Origin of the sequence: Cryobacterium sp. PH31-L1, assembly GCF_030063145.1 — a bacterium.
Taxonomy (GTDB): Bacteria; Actinomycetota; Actinomycetes; order Actinomycetales; family Microbacteriaceae; genus Cryobacterium.
This window is the reverse complement of record NZ_JASISM010000005.1, coordinates 123,201-140,392: the sequence shown is the minus strand read 5'-3', so window position 1 is coordinate 140,392 and position 17,192 is coordinate 123,201. Positions and strand designations below refer to the sequence as shown.

General features: G+C 65.4%; 21 protein-coding genes. 12 read left to right on the top strand and 9 right to left on the bottom strand.

Annotation, left to right across the window (positions count from 1 at the left end; translation table 11 throughout):
• Genes QMF22_RS11550 through csrA form a run of 5 tightly spaced genes read left to right on the top strand, consistent with a single transcriptional unit; the run spans window position 1 to window position 5,301 of the window.
• Complete coding sequence (locus tag QMF22_RS11550; protein ID WP_283453676.1) at window positions 1-759, top strand: flagellar biosynthetic protein FliR; 759 nt, start codon at window positions 1-3, stop codon at window positions 757-759.
• Window positions 760-1,911, top strand: coding sequence for an EscU/YscU/HrcU family type III secretion system export apparatus switch protein (locus tag QMF22_RS11545; RefSeq protein ID WP_283453673.1), 1,152 nt, complete (start codon window positions 760-762; stop codon window positions 1,909-1,911).
• Window positions 1,908-3,959: a flagellar biosynthesis protein FlhA gene (locus QMF22_RS11540; RefSeq protein WP_283453670.1), complete on the top strand. Its 2,052-nt coding sequence runs from the start codon at window positions 1,908-1,910 to the stop codon at window positions 3,957-3,959. Before QMF22_RS11545 ends, QMF22_RS11540 begins: the two co-directional genes overlap by 4 nt.
• Window positions 3,934-4,941, top strand: coding sequence for a hypothetical protein (locus tag QMF22_RS11535; RefSeq protein ID WP_283453668.1), 1,008 nt, complete (start codon window positions 3,934-3,936; stop codon window positions 4,939-4,941). Before QMF22_RS11540 ends, QMF22_RS11535 begins: the two co-directional genes overlap by 26 nt.
• Window positions 4,942-4,950: 9 nt before the next feature.
• Complete coding sequence (gene csrA / locus QMF22_RS17500; protein WP_502846945.1) at window positions 4,951-5,301, top strand: carbon storage regulator CsrA; 351 nt, start codon at window positions 4,951-4,953, stop codon at window positions 5,299-5,301.
• A gap of 75 nt (window positions 5,302-5,376) precedes the next feature.
• Here the strand turns inward: csrA and QMF22_RS11525 are convergent, their stop codons facing one another.
• The 8 genes from QMF22_RS11525 to idi are packed head-to-tail and all read right to left on the bottom strand — an operon-like array spanning window position 5,377 to window position 11,449.
• On the bottom strand, window positions 5,377-5,754 hold the full coding sequence (locus QMF22_RS11525; RefSeq protein ID WP_092339733.1) for an RNA-binding S4 domain-containing protein: 378 nt from the start codon (window positions 5,752-5,754) through the stop codon (window positions 5,377-5,379).
• Window positions 5,755-5,787: 33 nt separating this feature from the next.
• Entirely contained in the window at window positions 5,788-6,687 is a 900-nt protein-coding gene (locus QMF22_RS11520; RefSeq protein WP_283453664.1) for a prenyltransferase, read from the bottom strand.
• On the bottom strand, window positions 6,680-7,000 hold the full coding sequence (locus tag QMF22_RS11515; protein ID WP_283453662.1) for a lycopene cyclase domain-containing protein: 321 nt from the start codon (window positions 6,998-7,000) through the stop codon (window positions 6,680-6,682). The genes QMF22_RS11520 and QMF22_RS11515 overlap by 8 nt, the downstream gene beginning before the upstream one ends.
• Window positions 6,997-7,320: a lycopene cyclase domain-containing protein gene (locus QMF22_RS11510; RefSeq protein ID WP_283453660.1), complete on the bottom strand. Its 324-nt coding sequence runs from the start codon at window positions 7,318-7,320 to the stop codon at window positions 6,997-6,999. The genes QMF22_RS11515 and QMF22_RS11510 overlap by 4 nt, the downstream gene beginning before the upstream one ends.
• A complete protein-coding gene (gene crtI, locus QMF22_RS11505; RefSeq protein WP_283453658.1) occupies window positions 7,317-8,966 on the bottom strand; it encodes a phytoene desaturase family protein in 1,650 nt (549 codons plus the stop codon). Before crtI ends, QMF22_RS11510 begins: the two co-directional genes overlap by 4 nt.
• Window positions 8,963-9,871, bottom strand: coding sequence for a phytoene/squalene synthase family protein (locus QMF22_RS11500; protein WP_283453656.1), 909 nt, complete (start codon window positions 9,869-9,871; stop codon window positions 8,963-8,965). Before QMF22_RS11500 ends, crtI begins: the two co-directional genes overlap by 4 nt.
• Window positions 9,871-10,917, bottom strand: a complete 1,047-nt coding sequence (locus QMF22_RS11495; RefSeq protein WP_283453654.1) for a polyprenyl synthetase family protein — start codon at window positions 10,915-10,917, stop codon at window positions 9,871-9,873. Before QMF22_RS11495 ends, QMF22_RS11500 begins: the two co-directional genes overlap by 1 nt.
• On the bottom strand, window positions 10,910-11,449 hold the full coding sequence (gene idi / locus QMF22_RS11490) for an isopentenyl-diphosphate Delta-isomerase (protein WP_283453652.1): 540 nt from the start codon (window positions 11,447-11,449) through the stop codon (window positions 10,910-10,912). Before idi ends, QMF22_RS11495 begins: the two co-directional genes overlap by 8 nt.
• Window positions 11,450-11,609: 160 nt before the next feature.
• Here idi and QMF22_RS11485 point away from each other — a divergent pair, with 160 nt between their 5' ends.
• The 7 genes from QMF22_RS11485 to QMF22_RS11455 all read left to right on the top strand — a co-directional run bounded on the left by QMF22_RS11485 (window position 11,610) and on the right by QMF22_RS11455 (window position 16,070).
• Window positions 11,610-12,101 carry a MarR family winged helix-turn-helix transcriptional regulator gene (locus tag QMF22_RS11485; RefSeq protein WP_283453650.1) on the top strand — a complete coding sequence of 164 codons (492 nt, stop codon included), beginning with the start codon at window positions 11,610-11,612 and terminating at the stop codon, window positions 12,099-12,101.
• A gap of 9 nt (window positions 12,102-12,110) precedes the next feature.
• Entirely contained in the window at window positions 12,111-12,659 is a 549-nt protein-coding gene (locus QMF22_RS11480) for an adenine phosphoribosyltransferase (protein ID WP_283453648.1), read from the top strand.
• Between the two features lie 47 nt (window positions 12,660-12,706).
• On the top strand, window positions 12,707-13,222 hold the full coding sequence (locus tag QMF22_RS11475) for an NUDIX domain-containing protein (RefSeq protein ID WP_283453646.1): 516 nt from the start codon (window positions 12,707-12,709) through the stop codon (window positions 13,220-13,222).
• Between the two features lie 29 nt (window positions 13,223-13,251).
• Window positions 13,252-13,869 (top strand): CDP-alcohol phosphatidyltransferase family protein, encoded by a 618-nt coding sequence (locus QMF22_RS11470; RefSeq protein WP_283453644.1) that lies wholly within the window; start codon window positions 13,252-13,254, stop codon window positions 13,867-13,869.
• Between the two features lie 190 nt (window positions 13,870-14,059).
• Complete coding sequence (locus QMF22_RS11465) at window positions 14,060-14,494, top strand: FHA domain-containing protein (RefSeq protein ID WP_502846952.1); 435 nt, start codon at window positions 14,060-14,062, stop codon at window positions 14,492-14,494.
• 29 nt (window positions 14,495-14,523) lie between these two features.
• A complete protein-coding gene (gene ftsR / locus QMF22_RS11460) occupies window positions 14,524-15,222 on the top strand; it encodes a transcriptional regulator FtsR (RefSeq protein ID WP_283453641.1) in 699 nt (232 codons plus the stop codon).
• A 296-nt stretch (window positions 15,223-15,518) separates the two neighbouring features.
• Complete coding sequence (locus QMF22_RS11455; RefSeq protein WP_092339744.1) at window positions 15,519-16,070, top strand: MerR family transcriptional regulator; 552 nt, start codon at window positions 15,519-15,521, stop codon at window positions 16,068-16,070.
• A 271-nt stretch (window positions 16,071-16,341) separates the two neighbouring features.
• On the opposite strand, the gene QMF22_RS11450 is transcribed toward QMF22_RS11455, so the two are convergent.
• Window positions 16,342-17,154 carry a ParA family protein gene (locus tag QMF22_RS11450; protein WP_092339745.1) on the bottom strand — a complete coding sequence of 271 codons (813 nt, stop codon included), beginning with the start codon at window positions 17,152-17,154 and terminating at the stop codon, window positions 16,342-16,344.
• Window positions 17,155-17,192: the final 38 nt, after the last annotated feature.

The window sequence follows — 17,192 nt, the reverse complement described above, 5'->3', positions numbered from 1 at the left end:
GTGGAGTTCAACCTCAATTTCGCCTGGATCGAAGCGGTCATGCTGGCCGGTGTGCGCATGGTGGCTTTTCTGGTCATCGCACCGCCGTTCTCCTATCGCGCAATCCCGGCTCGCATCAAAGCCATGCTCGCCATCGGGCTGGCCCTGGCGGTCTCACCGCGGGTCACCGCCGACTACGTCTCGCAGGACACCGCCGGGTTCGTCGGAGCCCTGATCCTCGAAATCCTGGTCGGCGCCACCTTGGGGTTCCTTGTTTACCTGGTCTTCGCCGCCGTGCAGTCCGCCGGTGGCCTCATCGACATGTTCAGCGGATTCCAGATGGCGCAGGGCTTCGACCCGCAGTCGATGGTCAACGGTGCCCAGTTCACCCGGCTGTTCCAGATGACCGCCCTCGCGCTGATGTTCGCCTCTGGCGCTTACCAACTCGTGCTCGGCGGTCTGTTTCGCAGCTACACCGCCATTCCTCTCGGCTCCGGCATCGACCTGGCCGCGCCAGCCCAGGCCATGATCGCCGCCACAACGCAGCTGTTCCTCGCCGCCGTGCAGATCGCCGGCCCGCTGCTCGTTGTGCTGTTTCTCGCGGATGCCGGCCTCGGCCTGCTCACTCGGGTCGCCCCCGCGCTCAACGCATTCGCGCTCGGCTTTCCCCTGAAGATTCTCATCACGCTGAGCCTCGCCGCGACCGTGTTCGTGGCCCTGCCGCGCATCGTGTCCTCGCTCACCGGCCAGGCCCTCGATGCGCTCATGGGGGTCAGGTAGTTGTCCGACACTGATTCCGGCGAAAAGACCGAACAAGCCACCCAAAAACGCATGAAGCGGGTGCGCGAAAAGGGCGAACTCTCCAAATCGCAGGATGTCACAGCCTGGCTCGGCGTTGGTGCGGCCGGCCTTATGCTCCCAGCCACCATCGCGGCCGGTGCCGATGCGGGCACGGACCAGATGTACCTGATCGGTACCCTTGCCCGCAATCCGGATCCCAGCGTGGCGGTCGAAGCCCTCGGCAACGGGCTGGCCGCTCTGACTGACATTCTCACGCCGTTTTTCGTCGTTGTGCTCGTCGTCGTGCTGGGCGGAGCGGCGCTGCAGGGCGGCATCCACTTCAAGAAAGTCGCTGGCAAGTTCGAGCAGTTCAACCTGGTCACCGGCATGAAACGAGTGTTCGGCACCCAGGCGCTCTGGGAAGGCGTCAAGGTGCTCGCCAAGACGGCCGCCGTCGGGTTCGTGCTGTATTCGGTGATTCAAGGCCTCATGCCGGTGCTGCTGACCGCCGGCGGGCTGCCGGTCTCCGAGCTGCTCATCGCGGCCGGCGGCGGAACGGCCGCGCTGCTGCAGGCCGCCGTCGCGGCCGGTCTTGTGCTCGCGGCCGCGGACATCTTCGTCATCATGAAACGCAACCGCAAGAAGACCATGATGACGAAAAAGGAGGTCAAGGACGAGAACAAGGCGTCGGAGGGCGACCCGCTGATCAAATCGCAGCGCCGGTCCCGGCAGCTGATGATGAGCCGCAACCGCATGATCGCGTCGGTGACCGACGCCAATGTCGTGCTGGTCAACCCCACGCACGTGGCCGTCGCCCTCAAATACGAGCCGGGGAAATCGGCGCCGCGCGTAGTTGCCAAGGGAGTCGGACACCTGGCCGCCCGCATTCGGGCCCAGGCTGACACCGATCACGTTCCCATCGTGCAGGACGTACCGCTCGCGCGGGCGCTGCACTCTGCCTGCGAAATCGGCGACGAGATACCCACGGAACTGTATAACGCTGTCGCCCGGGTGCTCGCCTTCGTCATGGCCCTGAAGAAGCGGGGGAGCACGGCGGGAACCCACACCATGAGCGCACTGACCGCTGCTCCATCGGCCGCTCCATCATCCTCATCCTCATCATCACCGCAGACTGCTGGAGGCCGTTCGTGAATCGCAATCTCATCAAGCTCGCCGTTCCGGTCGGTGTGGTCGGCATCATCCTGCTGCTCGTCGTGCCCATCCCGGCCGGTCTGCTCGACTTCCTGATCATCCTGAACATCATGCTGGGCCTGGTCACCCTGCTCACCACCATGTTCGTGAAGAAGCCGCTGGACTTCTCGGTGTTTCCGTCCCTGCTGCTGGTTGCGACGCTGTTTCGTCTCGGCTTGAACGTGGCATCCACACGGCTGGTCCTCGGCGAAGGCTATGCCGGCCAGGTGATCGAAGCTTTCGGGCACGTCGCCGTCGGCGGCTCGATCATCATCGGTGCAGTCATCTTTCTGATTCTCGTCGTCATCCAGTTCGTTGTCGTCACCAAGGGTGCCGAGCGCGTGGCCGAGGTCGGCGCCCGATTCACCCTCGACGCCATGCCGGGTAAGCAGATGGCCATCGACGCCGACCTCAACGCCGGCCTGATCACGGATGCCCAGGCCAAGGATCGTCGAGCTGAAGTGTCGGCCGAGGCCGACTTCTACGGTGCCATGGACGGTGCGTCGAAGTTCGTCAAGGGTGACGCGATCGCCGGCCTGATCATCATCATCATCAACATCATCGGCGGCATCGCCATCGGCATGCTGCAGCGCGGACTGGAGATCGGCGAGGCGGTCAACACCTACGCCCTGCTGACCATCGGTGACGGCCTCGTCACACAGATTCCGGCGCTGCTCATGGCGGTCTCCACCGGCATGATCGTCACCCGCTCGAACGCCGAGACCGACATCGGTTCGACGGCATCCGCTCAGCTCACGCAGTCGCGGAACGCCTTGACCATCGCCGGTGCGGCCGCCGTGCTGATGGCGCTGATTCCGGGCATGCCGGTGCTGCCGTTCCTCATCGTGGGGATGGCGCTCATGCTGATCGCCCAGCGCATCAAGGCCGGTGAGGTCAGCAAACAGGCGAGCATCGAGGCCAGCACGGCGTCGGAGCAGAGCGCTCCCAAAACCGACACCACCGAAGATCTGATCGAGCAGATGCGCGTGCACGCGCTCGAGATCATGCTCTCGCCCGACCTGGTCGATCTCGTCTCCGGCGCGTCCGACGACCTGCTCGCCCGGGTACGCGGCCTCCGACGCAAGATCGCCATGGATCTCGGCGTTGTCGTGCCCCCAGTGCGCACCAGGGACAGCGTCGACCTGCCGTCGTCGACCTATGTCATTCGCATCGCCGGCGTCGAATACGGGCGCGGCCTGGCTCCGGCCGGCAAGGTGCTCGCCCTCGGCGACGCCCTCGACACCCTACCGGGGCAGGTCACGATCGAGCCGGTGTTCGGCCTGGCTGGCAAGTGGGTGCCGAGCGAAATGCGGCACAGCGCCGAGATGACCGGTGCCACGGTGATCGACCGAGTCTCGGTCGTGGTCACCCACCTCTCCTCGATCATCACCACGAACGCGGCTCGGCTTCTCACCCGGGAAGACGTGCGGGTGCTCACGGATGGCGTCAAACAGATCAACCCCTCGGCCGTCGACGATCTCATTCCCGGCCTGCTCTCCCTCGCCGAGGTGCAGCGGGTGCTGCAGGGCCTGCTGGTCGAGCAGATCCCGATCAACGACCTGCCGCGCATCTACGAGGCGCTTTCCCTGCGCGCCAAGGCATCGAACGATGCCGAGGGGCTGGTCGAGGCCGCTCGCCAGGCGCTCGGCCCGGCACTGACCGCGCAGTATCTCGACGGCACGCTGCTGCGCGTGATCATGATCGACCCCACCCTCGAACAGTCCATGCTCGAGGGGCTGCGCCCCTCCGACCAGGGGACCCAGATTCTGATGGATCCGGCGCGCCTGGAGACGGTGCTCGCCTCGGTGCGCACCTCGGTGGCCAAGGTGGAGGCGAGCGGTCAGACCGCGGTGCTGGTCTGCGCTCCGGCGCTGCGGCCGGCCATCCGCCGCCTGATCTCCACGCAGACCGGTGGTCTGCCGGTATTGTCGTACCAGGAAGTAACATCGGCGAATGTGACCATTGAGACAGTGGGTGTGGTCCGTGGAGCCGAAACGATTTCTGCTTGAGGGTCCGACCCTGCGCGAGTTGCAGGAACGCGTCGTCGCCGAGCACGGGGCCAACGCCACCATCATCGCCGCCGAAAAGGTCACAGTGGGCGGAATTCGCGGATTCTTCGCGCGCCAGCACTACGAGATCACCGTCGAGGTGCTGGAGCCGGCGCAGCGTACGAAGGCGGCGCACGCCGGCCTTGATATCTCGGCCCGGCTGGGCATAGCGGCGCTGCTCGACGACGCCGACGAGGCTGAGTCCCAACTGCACCCGGCCCAGCCGTCGCCGCAGTTGTCGACGACCTCTGACGGTTTCGCCAAGCTCATGGACGAACTCACCTTCGCCACCGGCCGCGATCTGATTCCGGATGCCGCACCCGAGCCGGTCGCGGACGTGGCAGCTCCCGCGCAGGCCCCCGTCTCTGCACCAGCGCCGAGCCCCGCCCGCCCGCCGCTCGCCCGTCCCCCGGTTCCGGCCCCGCTCACCCGGCCGGGCGACCTAGTTCTAATCGTGGGGCTCGAGGAAGACCCGCTCACGATCGCGCGCCTCATGCTGCGCGTGGCCGGTGCGGGCGAGCTGCGCATCGCCGGCACCCTGATGCAGGACCGCATCCCGCGGATCGACGACCGGCGCGCTGCCATGCTGGCCAGAGCCCACGGCGTGGATATCGGCCACAGCACCTTCATCGCCTACGGCCTCGAGCCCGCGTCCGACGCACTAGCGCGCGCGGCAACCCTCACCGCAATCGGTGCCGACCAGGTGTGGGTGGTCGTCGATGCGAGTCGAAAACCAGAGGACACCATCCGCTGGGTGAATATGGTCGTCACCGCCGTCCAGGTGCACGCGGTGGCGGCGCTCGGTCGCCAATTCACGACCTCGCCGGCCACGGTCGACGACCTGGGACTGCCGGTGGAGTGGATGGACGGGCGGGTCGCGGCAGCGCCGACCGGTCGCCGTGCGGCACCGCCGCATTCCAGACCCACCGAGCGCGAACGGTAGGCTGGAACGATGCTCGTTCTGACACGCAAACCGGGGGAAAAGATCCTCATCGGTGACGATATCGTCATCACCGTGCTTGACGCCCGCGGCGATAGTGTGCGCATCGGCATCGACGCACCGCGGGGCGTGAAGATTCAACGCGACGAGGTCGTGCGCGCGGTCAGTGAGGCGAACCTCGCGGCCAGCCACGTCGACACCGCCGCCGAAGATCGCATCAAACGATCCCTGGGCGTTCTCGCCGCGCTGCAGTCGGCCCAGTCGCGCCAGTCGCAGCCGGGAACACCAGAACCAGCATCAGCGTCGGAATCAGCCGACCCCCGGCCCAAGCCAGCTCTGCCGCACCCGCCGACACACACCTGAGCATTCAGCTGAAGCGGTCTGCCCGAGCAATCACGGAAGGCGCAGCATCCGCTTTCGGGCGCGAATTCGAGTCGATCACTCGTTGACGTGACCGCGCAGCTCGTCGATCTCTCGGCGCTCGCGCTTGGTCGGGCGCCCGGCGCCGCGGTCGCGCATCGGCACGAGTGCCACCTCTTCGCGGGGCGGCGGCGGGGGAGTCTTATCGACGTAGCATTCGGCGGCGATCACGGCGCCGACCCGTTTGACGACGAGACGGGACACGATCAGCACCCGGTCGAAACCGTCACTGCGCACACGCACCTCATCACCGATGTGCAGGGCCTGCGCGGCCTTGGCTTTGTCGCCGTTCACCCGCACGTGCCCGGCGCGGCAGGCGGTGGTGGCCATCGATCGGGTCTTGAACAGGCGCACGCCCCAGCTCCAACTGTCGACACGGGCAGAGGTAAGCTCCATCCCCTCACTCTAGCCAACGGGCCGAATCGAAGTTCAGCCCCCATTACGCACCCAGAGGATCAGCAGCAGGGTCACGACAAAACCGGTAAAGAAATTGAGCCAAAGAAACCGCTTCCAGCCCCGGTTGGCGCTCTCAGACTGCTCATCACTGACCGACCAGAACGGCAGCGCCGCCAAAATGTAGGGAACGGCGAGCACCGCGGCGAGCGGCCCCGGCCAGGGGGTGGCGAGCATCAGCAGGCCAGCCAGCACCCAGAAGGTGATCGCGAGGCGCACGGTGGGCCAGGCGCCGAGAGCCGTCGCGATCGATGCGATTCCGGCCTGGCGGTCGGGCTCGACGTCCTGCACGGCACCGAAGGCGTGGCTGGCCATGCCCCACAGAAAGAACGCCGCGAGCAGGGCCAGCAGCCCAAAGTTCGCGGTGGCACCGGCGACGACGAGGCCGTAGACGGCAGGGCTGACGAAGTGGGTGCTCGAGGTGATCGAGTCCAGAACGGGTCGTTCCTTGAAGCGCAACCCGCGCACCGAGTACGCCACCACAGCGAATAGGCTCACGGTCAGCACGACCCAGGACAGCGGATGCCCAGTCCCCGCCAACCCCACCATGGCACCGCCGACAAATACACAGCCGAGGACGCCCGCGGCAATCACCGTTCGGTGCAGCGCGGGGTGCAGCAGCGCCCCTTCGGCACCGCCCTTCCGCGGATTACGCAGATCGGACTCGTAATCGAAAACGTCGTTGACGCCATACATCAGCAGGTTGTACGGAATCAGAAAGAACAGCGTGCCCACGATCAGCAGCGCGTCCACGCGCCCGGTGGTCACAACGTAAGCGGCGGCGAAAGGAAAGGCCGTGTTGATCCAGCTGAGCGGCCGCGACGAGAGCACAACCTGACGGGTCTTCCACCCTGCCGTGCCGAGCTGCTCACTCATCTGTTTGTCCTAACCTGGTGCCGCCTACCAATGCCCACAGCGCCGGAAGCAGAATCGCCGCGGCCAGCGGGTAGGCAAAATCTTCGATCGGGGCGAGAAGAACGAACAGGCCCGAGATGTGCTCCGGGTCATAGCTGAACAATCCAGCCCCGATCATCAGGTTATCGAATACGGCCGTGAGCATCAGGGTCAGCGTGACGGCAATGGCCACGGCCAGCACGAACCGGTGCGAAATCAGCCGGCGCACGCCGGCGACGGCGGCCACGAGCGCGGCCACGGCGAGAAAGACGGCGTTCAGGAGCAGGTAGGTCATCGCGCGGCCCGCCGGCCCTGAACCAGCCGGGCACCCTGCACCAGGTTCATGGTGAGGTAGCAGAGAAACGCGAGAAAGAAGAACTCCTCGATCGGCAGTTCCGGGGCCAGCTGCAGGCCGGTCATGAGCGATGTTTCCCCGCGGTAGAAGATGCCCAGGCCGATGCCGGCGAGGTCCCAGCCGAGAAAGAACAGCACGCCGACACCGAGCACCAGGGCTGCCCGGCCGGGCGAACGCCAGAAGAACAGGCGAAAACGCCAGTCCAGCACCACCATGCCTCCAAGCGAGACCAGCAGCGTCAGCAGGTACAGAACGCTCACGAGCGCGGCGCAGAACCCGCCGGGCTGTCGGAATATCCGGAATACCCGCCGAACCCCTCGAAGCCGCCCGGCCCGGCCGATTGCCGTGGACGCGCCGGCAGCGGTTCGGACAGCGGTCCGGTGGAGGTGTCGTGGCGCATCCGCTTGAGCAGAATTTCGGCGCTGATCAGGCACATGGGCAGTCCGATTCCGGGGATCGTGGTGCCGCCAGCGTAGTACAGGCCGGAAATCTTCTTCGACATATTCGTCCCGCGCATGAAGGCGCTCTGCCGTAGCGTGTGGGCCGGTCCGAGGGCGCCGCCCTTCCAACTGTTCAGGTCCTCGGCGAAGTCGGCCGGGCCGACCGTGCGTCGCACCGTCACGCGGGCGGCGAGGTCGGGGATACCGGCCCACTCGGCGACCTGCGCGATGGCGGCATCCGCTATCAACTCGATCGTGGCTGAGCCGGCGCCGTCGATGCCGCCCGCGCCGAGCGTCACATCGGCCGGAACCGGCACGAGCACGAACAGGTTACTGTCGCCGTCCGGTGCCACCGAGGGGTCGGTCGCGCTCGGCATGCAGACGTAGAGTGACGCGGGCGACGGCACCGACGTCGTCTTGCCGAAGATCTGGCCGAAGTTCTTGCCCCAGTCCGTGGTAAAAAACAGTGAGTGGTGTTGAAGCTGGGGGAGCTCACCGCTCACGCCGAGCATCACCAGCACGGCACCGGGGCCCGACATGCGCGTGTTCCACCAGCGTTCCGGGTAGGTGCGCAGCGGGGCGGGCACCAGCTCGGTCTCGGTGTGGTGCAGGTCGGCGGCGGAGACGACCGTGTCGGCATCGAGCGACATCTGCGTGCCGTCGGCGGCTGTGTAGCGCACCCCGGCGACTGATTTGTCGGAATTCACGCGAATAGCGGTGACCCGGGCGTCCGTTTCAATCCGAACGCCTTCAGCACGGGCTATCGCGGCGATGCTCTCGATCAGTGTGCTGAAGCCGCCCTGCGGGTAGAGCACGCCGTCAGCGAGATCGAGATGGCTCATCAGGTGGTACATCGACGGCGTCAGGTTGGGAGCGGACCCCAGGAACACGGCCGGATAACCGAGAATTTGACGCAGCCGTGGGTCGCGAATGTACCCGGCGACGAACTTGTCGAGCGGCTGCAGCAGCAGTCGGGCCAGCCGCCCGAGACGGCGCAGTACGTCGGGCACTAAGAGCGGGCGGAACGATTCGAAGCTCGAATAGAGAAACCGCTTCACGGCCATATCGTAGGTTTCGATCGCCGAGTCGAGATACCGATCGAGCGCCCGTCCTGCCCCAGGCTGCACCGACTCAAACAAGCGGATGTTCGCGGCCCGGTCGGCGCGAATATCCACCGGAACAGGGTCACCCTCAAAGTGCACCCGGTAGCCGGGGTCCAGCTTCACAAGGTCGAGCTGCTCGGCCGCGCTCGTCCCGAACAGCCGGAAGAAGTGCTCGAACACCTCCGGCATCAGATACCACGATGGGCCCGTGTCGAAGCGAAATCCTTCGGTCTCCCAGAGGCCGGCCCGGCCGCCGAGTTCGGCGCGGCATTCCAGGAGGGTGACGTCGTGGCCTTCCCTGGCAAGCAGGGCGGCGCTGGCCAGGCCGGCGATCCCGCCGCCGATCACGATGGTGCGTGTCATCGCTTCCACGCGCCGCGGCCGATGGTCGAGTTCAGGGCGATCATCAGTTTCTCTCCATCCGGCACCCGCACGCGGGAGCGCAATAACTGGTCGGCCGGGGTCGACCGCAGTCGCCGGGACAGCCGGGTGAACAGGCCCTGCGCGGCGGCGACGGCGCGCCGGCAGCCCGGAGGTAGCAGCGGCAGTACGGCACTGGCAATGGCGAGGTCCGCATCGATGTCGTCGAGGATCACGTTCTTCTGAGCGTCGGTGAGGTGTAGCGGGTCGATCCCCGGAAAATAGTTGCGACCGAGAACCTCGCGATCACAGGACAGGTCGCGCAGAAAATTGATTTTCTGAAAAGCCGCGCCGAGGTGGCGTGCGCCGTCTTCGAGAACACTGAGTTCGGATTCGTTGCGCGGGGACCAGTGCACGAAAGTGCGCAGGCACATGAGCCCGATCACCTCGGCGGAACCGTAAATGTACGCGGCTACGCCCTCGGTCGTGAACGGGGCCGGGTCAAGGTCACGGCGCATGGACGCGAAGAACGGTGCGATCAGGCTGGAGTCGATTCCGCACTGCCTGGCCGTCGCGGCGAAGGCGTGCACGACCAGGTTCGTGCTGTAACCACGCACGATCGCGCGTTCGGTTTCGATTTCGAGTTCGTCGAGCAGCTGCCGCTGTTCCTCGATCGAGACTCCAGCCTCGGTGGCGGCACCGTCGACGATCTCGTCGGCAATGCGCACGAGGGCATAAATCGTGCGCACCGGAGCGCGCACCCGGGAGTCGAGCAGCCGGGCAGCCAGGCCGAACGACGTGGAATAGTGTCCGATCACCGTCGTCGAACTGGCCCGGGCCGTCTCCGCGTACTTGAGCAGATTCGTGTCCGTGGCCGTTCGGGCCGATACTGATCGCAGCGGCGTCATCAGCGGGACCGATTCACGGCGGCCTCGGCCAGCTCGATCAGGGTGGCCCGCAGCTCGGCCGGAATGAGTGCCGGGTCGAGCGTGTCCACTGCGAGGCGAGAGTGGTCGTATGCCAGGCCTTCGGCGGCCGCTTTCGCACCGCAGGCGCGCAGGTGCTCGCGAGCACGTTCGGCCTCCTCCTCGCTGAGATCGATCTTACCGAGATACGGTTCGATCAACGACCAGCTTTCGGTTCCACCGGCGTGCGCGATCAGCGCGGTCTGCTTGCCCTCGCGCAGGTCGGCGGTGACGCTCTTGCCGGTCTTGACCGGGTCGCCGAACACGCCGAGCAGGTCGTCGGTGAGCTGAAAGGCCACTCCGACCAGGCGTCCGTACTGGCCGAGCAGGCGAATCGCCTCGGCCGAGGCCCCAGCGAGCACCGCCCCGGCCTGCAATGGCGCTTCGAACGAGTACACGGCGGTCTTGTTCTCCAGGGTGGTGAGGACCTCGGTCACGGTGAGCGGATGCTGCGCGGAACTGTTGGTCACGTCGGCCAACTCCCCGGCGGCCGAGACGAACACCGCCCGGTCGAGCAGGTCGAGCAGCCGCAGGCGCGTGTGCACGTCGACCGGCAGCTTGGCCAGTGCACGATGCGCTTCACTGAGCGCCAGGTCGCCGGCGAGGATAGCCGCGGCCGCCGCCCAGACACCGGCCTGATCGGCAGCGGCTCCATGCGCGAGCGCGCGGTCGTTGAAACGTCCGGCGATGTTGGCGACCCCGCGCCGGGCCAGGTCGCGGTCGATGACGTCGTCGTGAATCAGAAATGCCGTGTGCAACAGTTCGAAGCTCACGGCGACCGGTGCCACGAGAGCCTGATCGCGTCCGCCGAAACCGGCATAGGCCGCCAGAACCAGTGCGGGGCGCACCCGCTTACCGCCGCTGCTGGCCTGCTCCAGGGAATCCCATAAGGCCACATAGTGGACGCCGTAGTCGCTCGCGCGCAGTCGGGCTGCGGCGAAAAAGCGGGTCAGTTCGGTCTCGACGCCCGCCGCAACCGTGTCAAGCACGAAAACTGTCCAACTGCTGCACCTGCAACGCCATCCACGGGCTGAACGCCCACGGGGCATCCGTCACCGCCCGGTACAGGTCTGCGGGGCGGGTCCAGGCATATTCGGCGACCTCGTCGGGGTTCGGCGTGGGCTCCTGCGTTGTTGTGGCCAAGTAGACCGGGCAGATCTCGTTTTCGACAATCCCGCTGCTGTCGGTGGCACGGTACCGAAAGAGGGGGAGTGCGAGGTCGATATCGTCGAGCTCCAGCCCGAGTTCAAAGCCGGCCCGGCGGGTAACGGACTGGGTCATTGGCTCAGCGGGCAGCGGATGCCCACAGAACGAGTTGGTCCACACTCCCGGCCACGCCTTCTTGCTGAGCGCGCGGCGGGTGACCAGCACTTCGCCGAGCGGATTGAATACGTAGCAGGAGAACGCCAGGTGCAGCGCGGTGGCCGATCCGTGCATGCTGTACTTCGGCGCGGTGCCGATGTGATGCCCCTCGTCATCGAGAAGGATTACGTGTTCATCAAGAGCGTTTGCAGTTGGCACGCGGGCTCCCCTTCTCGGTTCAACCTGATTATGTTCGGAAATAACTAACCAAGTTAGCGACTGCTCACGTTACCATGGCCATATGTCCCACGATGAGAGTAACCCCCCAGGACCCGGGACGTACTGGTATGACCCCAAGAACTCCGGAGTTTCTTCGTCCATGGAGGTTTTGCGCGCCGTGCGCCGGTTTCGCGTGGCTGACGCCGCGATGCGTCATCGCGCCCAGGCAGACATGCACATCAATGAAACCGACCTCATGGCCATCCGTCACCTCATCGCCTGCGAACGCCAAAGCCGCGTCGCCAGCCCCAAGGATCTCAGCGAATTCCTGAACATCTCGTCGGCCGCCACTGCCAAGCTGCTCTCCAGGCTCACGGCTTCCGGCCACATTCGCCGGGAGGTGAACCCCGATGACGGTCGGGCCCAGCGATTGTTCGCCACCCAGTCTTCTCACGAGCAGATGCGTCACGCACTGTCGGGCACGCACGAGCAGTTGATGCAGGTGGCGCTCGAGCTCTCGCCGGATCACCAGGTGGCCGTCGTGAATTTCCTCGACGCGATGAGCGCAATCGCCATGATGCCGCACCCGGACACACTGGTCAGGGAAGCGTCGACCGGGGCAACGCCGGGCGGGGAACCGGCATCCGATTAAGATGGAAGAGTGACTCAACTCTCTGCCCCTGCACCGAAATCTGCCCTCCACCACGTTGAGGCCCTGCTGGCCTCATACCCTGATTTTCCCAAGCCCGACATTCTGTTTCGCGATCTCAACCCGGTATTCGCCGATGCCGTCGCCTTTCGGGCGATCGTCGACGACCTCTCTGACCAGCACCGAGGCCAATTCGATGCCGTAGCCGGTATCGAGGCACGCGGCTTTCTGCTCGCCGCCGCAGTGGGATACGCCGCCCACGCGGCTGTCCTGGCCGTGCGTAAGGGCGGCAAGCTCCCCGGCACCGTTCTGACCGAAGAATACGAGCTGGAATACGGCTCGGCCCGACTCGAACTCGAAGTCGGCCAGCTGCCGGCCGGCAGCCGCGTACTTGTCCTCGACGACGTGCTGGCCACGGGTGGCACCATCGCGGCCACGAGCCGTCTCATCGAACGGGCAGGCTATACCCTCACCGGCGTCGGCGTCGTGCTCGAGCTCACCGACTTGCATGGTCGTGAGCGCCTCGGCACCGGGCCGGTACACGCGATCATGTCGCTCTAGGTCAGGTTCCGCACGAACCTCGGGGCTGCGTGGGGCATGCTTGGAGCATGACTGAGAGTTCGGGTGTCGATGCGAGCGTCGCACGGGGGGCGGCGATCCCGCCGGTCGGCCCGGGCCGGGACAGCGGTGATGCCTGGGTGCACGCTCCCGACGGTCGCAAATTCTGGGGCCGATTCGGTGCGGCCGGACTCCTCGTTCATCACCCGCGCCTCGGGGTGTTGCTGCAGCATCGTGCCGTGTGGAGTCATTTCGGCGATACGTGGGGGCTTCCCGGTGGTGCCCGCCACGAGAACGAAAGCGCGATCGATGCCGCGCTGCGCGAAGCCCGGGAAGAAGCCGGCGTTCCGGCGCACCTGGTGCAGGTCAAATTCACCTCCCTGTTCGACCTGGGCTTCTGGTCGTACACCACCGTCGTCGTGGAGGCGACCCAGGAATTCGACCCCGTGATCAGCGACCAGGAGAGCATCGCCCTGCGCTGGGTTCCATCCGATTCCGTTGACCGACTCGCCCTGCATCCTGGTTTCGCCGCCAGCTGGCCGGCGCTGCGCGGTCGGCTCGATTGAATCTGGTCCCACTCGATAGACTCGATCTCGTGACGGCGGCAGCGAACGGGGTGGTGAGCGATCGGGTGCTCACCCTGCCCAACGTGCTGAGCCTGTTGCGCCTGGTACTGGTGCCGGTCTTTCTCGTTCTCCTCGCCCAGGGAGCGGATGCCTGGGCCCTGGTCGTGCTCAGCATCTCCAGTTTCACGGACTGGCTCGACGGGTTTCTCGCGCGGCGCTGGAACCAGATCACCCGGCTCGGCCAGCTGCTGGATCCGGCCGCCGATCGCCTCTATATCTTTGCCGCCCTGATCGGGCTCGCCTGGCGTGACCTCGTCCCGTGGTGGATTGTGCTGGTCGTCGTGGGCCGCGATATTTTTCTTCTGGCCCTGGGCGTCATCCTCGCGAACTATGGATTCGGCCCGCTGCCGGTGCACCATCTGGGCAAGGTGGCGACCTTCTGCCTGTTCTACGCCCTGCCCATGATCATGCTCGGGCAAGCCTTTCCGACACTGGAGTGGTGGTCGCAGCCGGTGGGCTGGGCGTTCGGCCTGTGGGGCGCTTTTCTGTACTGGTGGGCCGGCATCATCTATGCCATTGAAACGATGCGAGTGATTCGATTACCGAGGGTCGCCCCGGGTGTATCTTCCGATACGCTGGAACGATAGGAGGTGCATGATGGTCGATCTATCCGGAAAGAATAATTCCGAGGAGCAGAACGAGCCCGTGCCCACAGATCAGCCCGAAAACCCGACGACAGGCGAAGCAATGCCCAGCAAGGCGCAGTCCACCCCAGCATCCTCCACCCCCGGCTCGACCGGTGACGAGACGCCCGGCGAATCGACCACGGTGCACGACATGCTCAGTACCGATACGACGATGAATTTCAGCCAGGAGTTCGCCGCCCAGATCGCGTCGATCGACTCGAACGTCACGGCCGAGGAGCAGGAATCCATCGCTGCTCTGCCCTCCGGATCAGCGCTCATGGTCGTTCGTCGCGGACCCAATGCTGGCGCCCGGTTTCTGCTCGACGCCGATCTCACCAGCGTCGGTCGCCACCCCAACGCCGACATCTTCCTCGACGATGTCACGGTGTCGCGGCGGCACGCCGAATTCCTGCGCAATGGCACATCTTTCGCGGTGAAAGACCTGGGCTCGCTCAACGGCACCTATTTCGATGGAGAGCGCATCGAAACCGCCGCTCTGACCGACGGTGCCGAGGTGCAGGTCGGCAAATTTCGTCTCACCTTCTACGCCTCGCGCTTCGACCTCGCCCGCGCGGCGAGCGAATAGTGGCGGCAAACTCCGCCCAGGTTCGCGCTGTGTCTGTGTCGGAAGCTCAAGGGCAAGCTCCGGGATCAGCGCCGTTACTGAGCATCGGCCAAGTCCTGGCACGCCTCACCCCGGAATTCACCGAACTGACTCCGTCGAAACTGCGTTTTCTCGAGGAACAGGGCCTCGTCGCCCCGGCACGCACGGAATCCGGCTATCGAAAGTTCTGCGCCAGCGACGTCGATCGCCTTCGACTGATCCTGTCGATGCAGCGCTATCACTACCTTCCCTTGAAGGTCATTCGCTCCTATCTGGATGATCTGGATGCCGGGCTGTCGCCGGTCTTGCCTGGCGGAACCACCCCCGGAGCGTCGATGCTCGGCACGTCTCGTCGTCTCACCCGCGACGAACTGCTGCGCGAAGCCGGGGCATCCGCAACGCTGCTGCACGATGCTGTCTCCGCGTCGATCATTCTGCCCGCCGAACACTACGGCGACAGCGTGCTGCACGTGCTGCGGGCCCTCGTCGAGCTGCAACGCAGTGGAATCGAACCGCGGCACCTCCGAGGCTTTCGTGGTGCGGCCGAACGCGAACTCGGCCTCATCGAGAGTGCGCTCGTGCCGCTAGCCCGGCGTAAAGACGCCTCCAGCCGGGCCAAGGCGGCCGAAATGGCGGTCGAAATCGCCGGACAACTCGAGGTCATTCGAGGCAGCCTGATTCGCTCCGCACTGGGCCGACTGACCAACTAGGTCGTAGACTGACTCAGGCACAAAGCGACACCGTCGTCGATTTGATCCGGTCGGTTCCTGGCGGGGCCGTCGGCACTCGACCGACACGCCAAATCGGTCACGTGAATGTCAGGCCGCGAGGCACTTCACCTCGGTACCGTAGGTAAAGCGATCCACAGCAGGACATCGTCGTGACACCAGCTCCACCGCATACGTTCACATCCGCACCACAGATAATTCCGCAACACAGTGGCTTTACGCTCGCTTCATCGCGGCCGCAGGCCACGGCACCACGTAACCCCCGAGAGGCAACCCATATGAGTGAGCTCAAGCCTGACGCTGACGCTTCGCGTTACTCGTTAGGACTGCTGTTCACCGATGGCATGCCCGAGCTTGATGAAAACTCCGGCTATCGCGGCGCTGTCGCCGCGCGTGCGGCCGGCATCAGTTACCGCCAGCTCGACTACTGGGCGCGCACCGGCCTGGTCGAACCCACAGTGCGTGGTGCGGCCGGTTCCGGCTCACAGCGCCTGTACGGCTTTCGAGACATCCTCGTGCTCAAGCTCGTCAAACGTCTGCTCGACACCGGCATTTCCTTGCAACAGATTCGAACGGCTGTCAACCAGCTGCGCGAGTCCGGAATCAGCGACCTCGCCCAGACCACGCTCATGAGCGACGGCGCGAGCGTCTACCTCTGCACCTCTAACGACGAGGTCATCGACCTGGTCAGCCGCGGCCAGGGCGTTTTCGGGATCGCCGTAGGCAAAGTCCTCCGCGAGGTCGAGACCAGCCTGGTCGAACTCGATATGCATCCGGTGGATCCCGCCGACGAGCTCGCCGCCCGTCGTTCCACCCGCAAAATCTCCTAGCCCCAGCGTCAGCACCACCGCAGACACGGTCGGGTAGGGCGATGGCGATCTCGACAGACTCGATCAGCGGCTGAGGGCGACTGCGGACACGGCCGGGTTTGTGACGCCGCTAGCTGAAGCCGGCTGTCGGAGTACTTGTTCGCGCTGCGAAGCCGCCGTGACGTGAGTCGCGTCGGGGAGTTGACCGCCCCCCGCATCGCCCACCTCAAGCCCGGCAATTCCAAAAAACCGAGGCTCGAACTCAGCGACCTCGCGGAAACCGAAGTTCGGACTAGACCGCAGGGGCCTCGGCATACTCGCCGATGCGCGCCGTGCGCAGCACGCGGTCGAGCAATTGGTCGAAGTAGCCCGCCATTTCGAGGGCACTATCGCCGGGCCAGATGTGCAGGGGCTTCGCGGCGCCCTGCGCCTGCTGCAGCGACGTACGCTCCGGCAGTTGCGGGCTGAGAACGAGAGGCCCGAACATGTCGCGCAATTCCTTGATGCGAAACTGGTGCTCGAGCGACGCCGTGCGCGCCCGGTTCACAATGATGCCGAGTGGCTGCAGGCGCGGGCTGAGGCCTCGGCGAATTTCTTCGATGGCGCGAAGGGCACGGTCGGCCGCGGCGACCGAGAACAGGCCGGGTTCTGTAACGACCGCGACGCGGTCGCTCGCGGCCCACGCTGTACGCGTGAGGGCGTTCAACGACGGTGCACAGTCGATGAGCACGAGCTCATAGTCTTTCTCGATCGTCGAGAGCGCTTCCTCGAGTTTCCAGATATCGCGGATGCTCGGGTGTGGCCCGTCGAAATTGATCGCCGACGGGCTGCCGATCATGACGTCGATCGTGCCGGGACGGTTGCGGGTCCAGCCGCTTGGGGCAATAGCCGCGCGAACCGTCTTTTCCTTGGGCGAGCCGAGCACGTCGGCAACGTTGAGGTGACCGGCTACCTGGATATCCATACCGGTTGACACGTCAGACTGCGGATCGAGATCCACAACGAGTGTGCGCACGCCGCGGGCGAAGGCAGCAGAAGCCAGACCAAGGGTTACCGTGGTCTTGCCGACACCACCCTTAAGGGAACTTACGCTGAGTACGTGCATGAGTAGCAAGGTTACCTTCACTAGTGTTAGAGAACCTA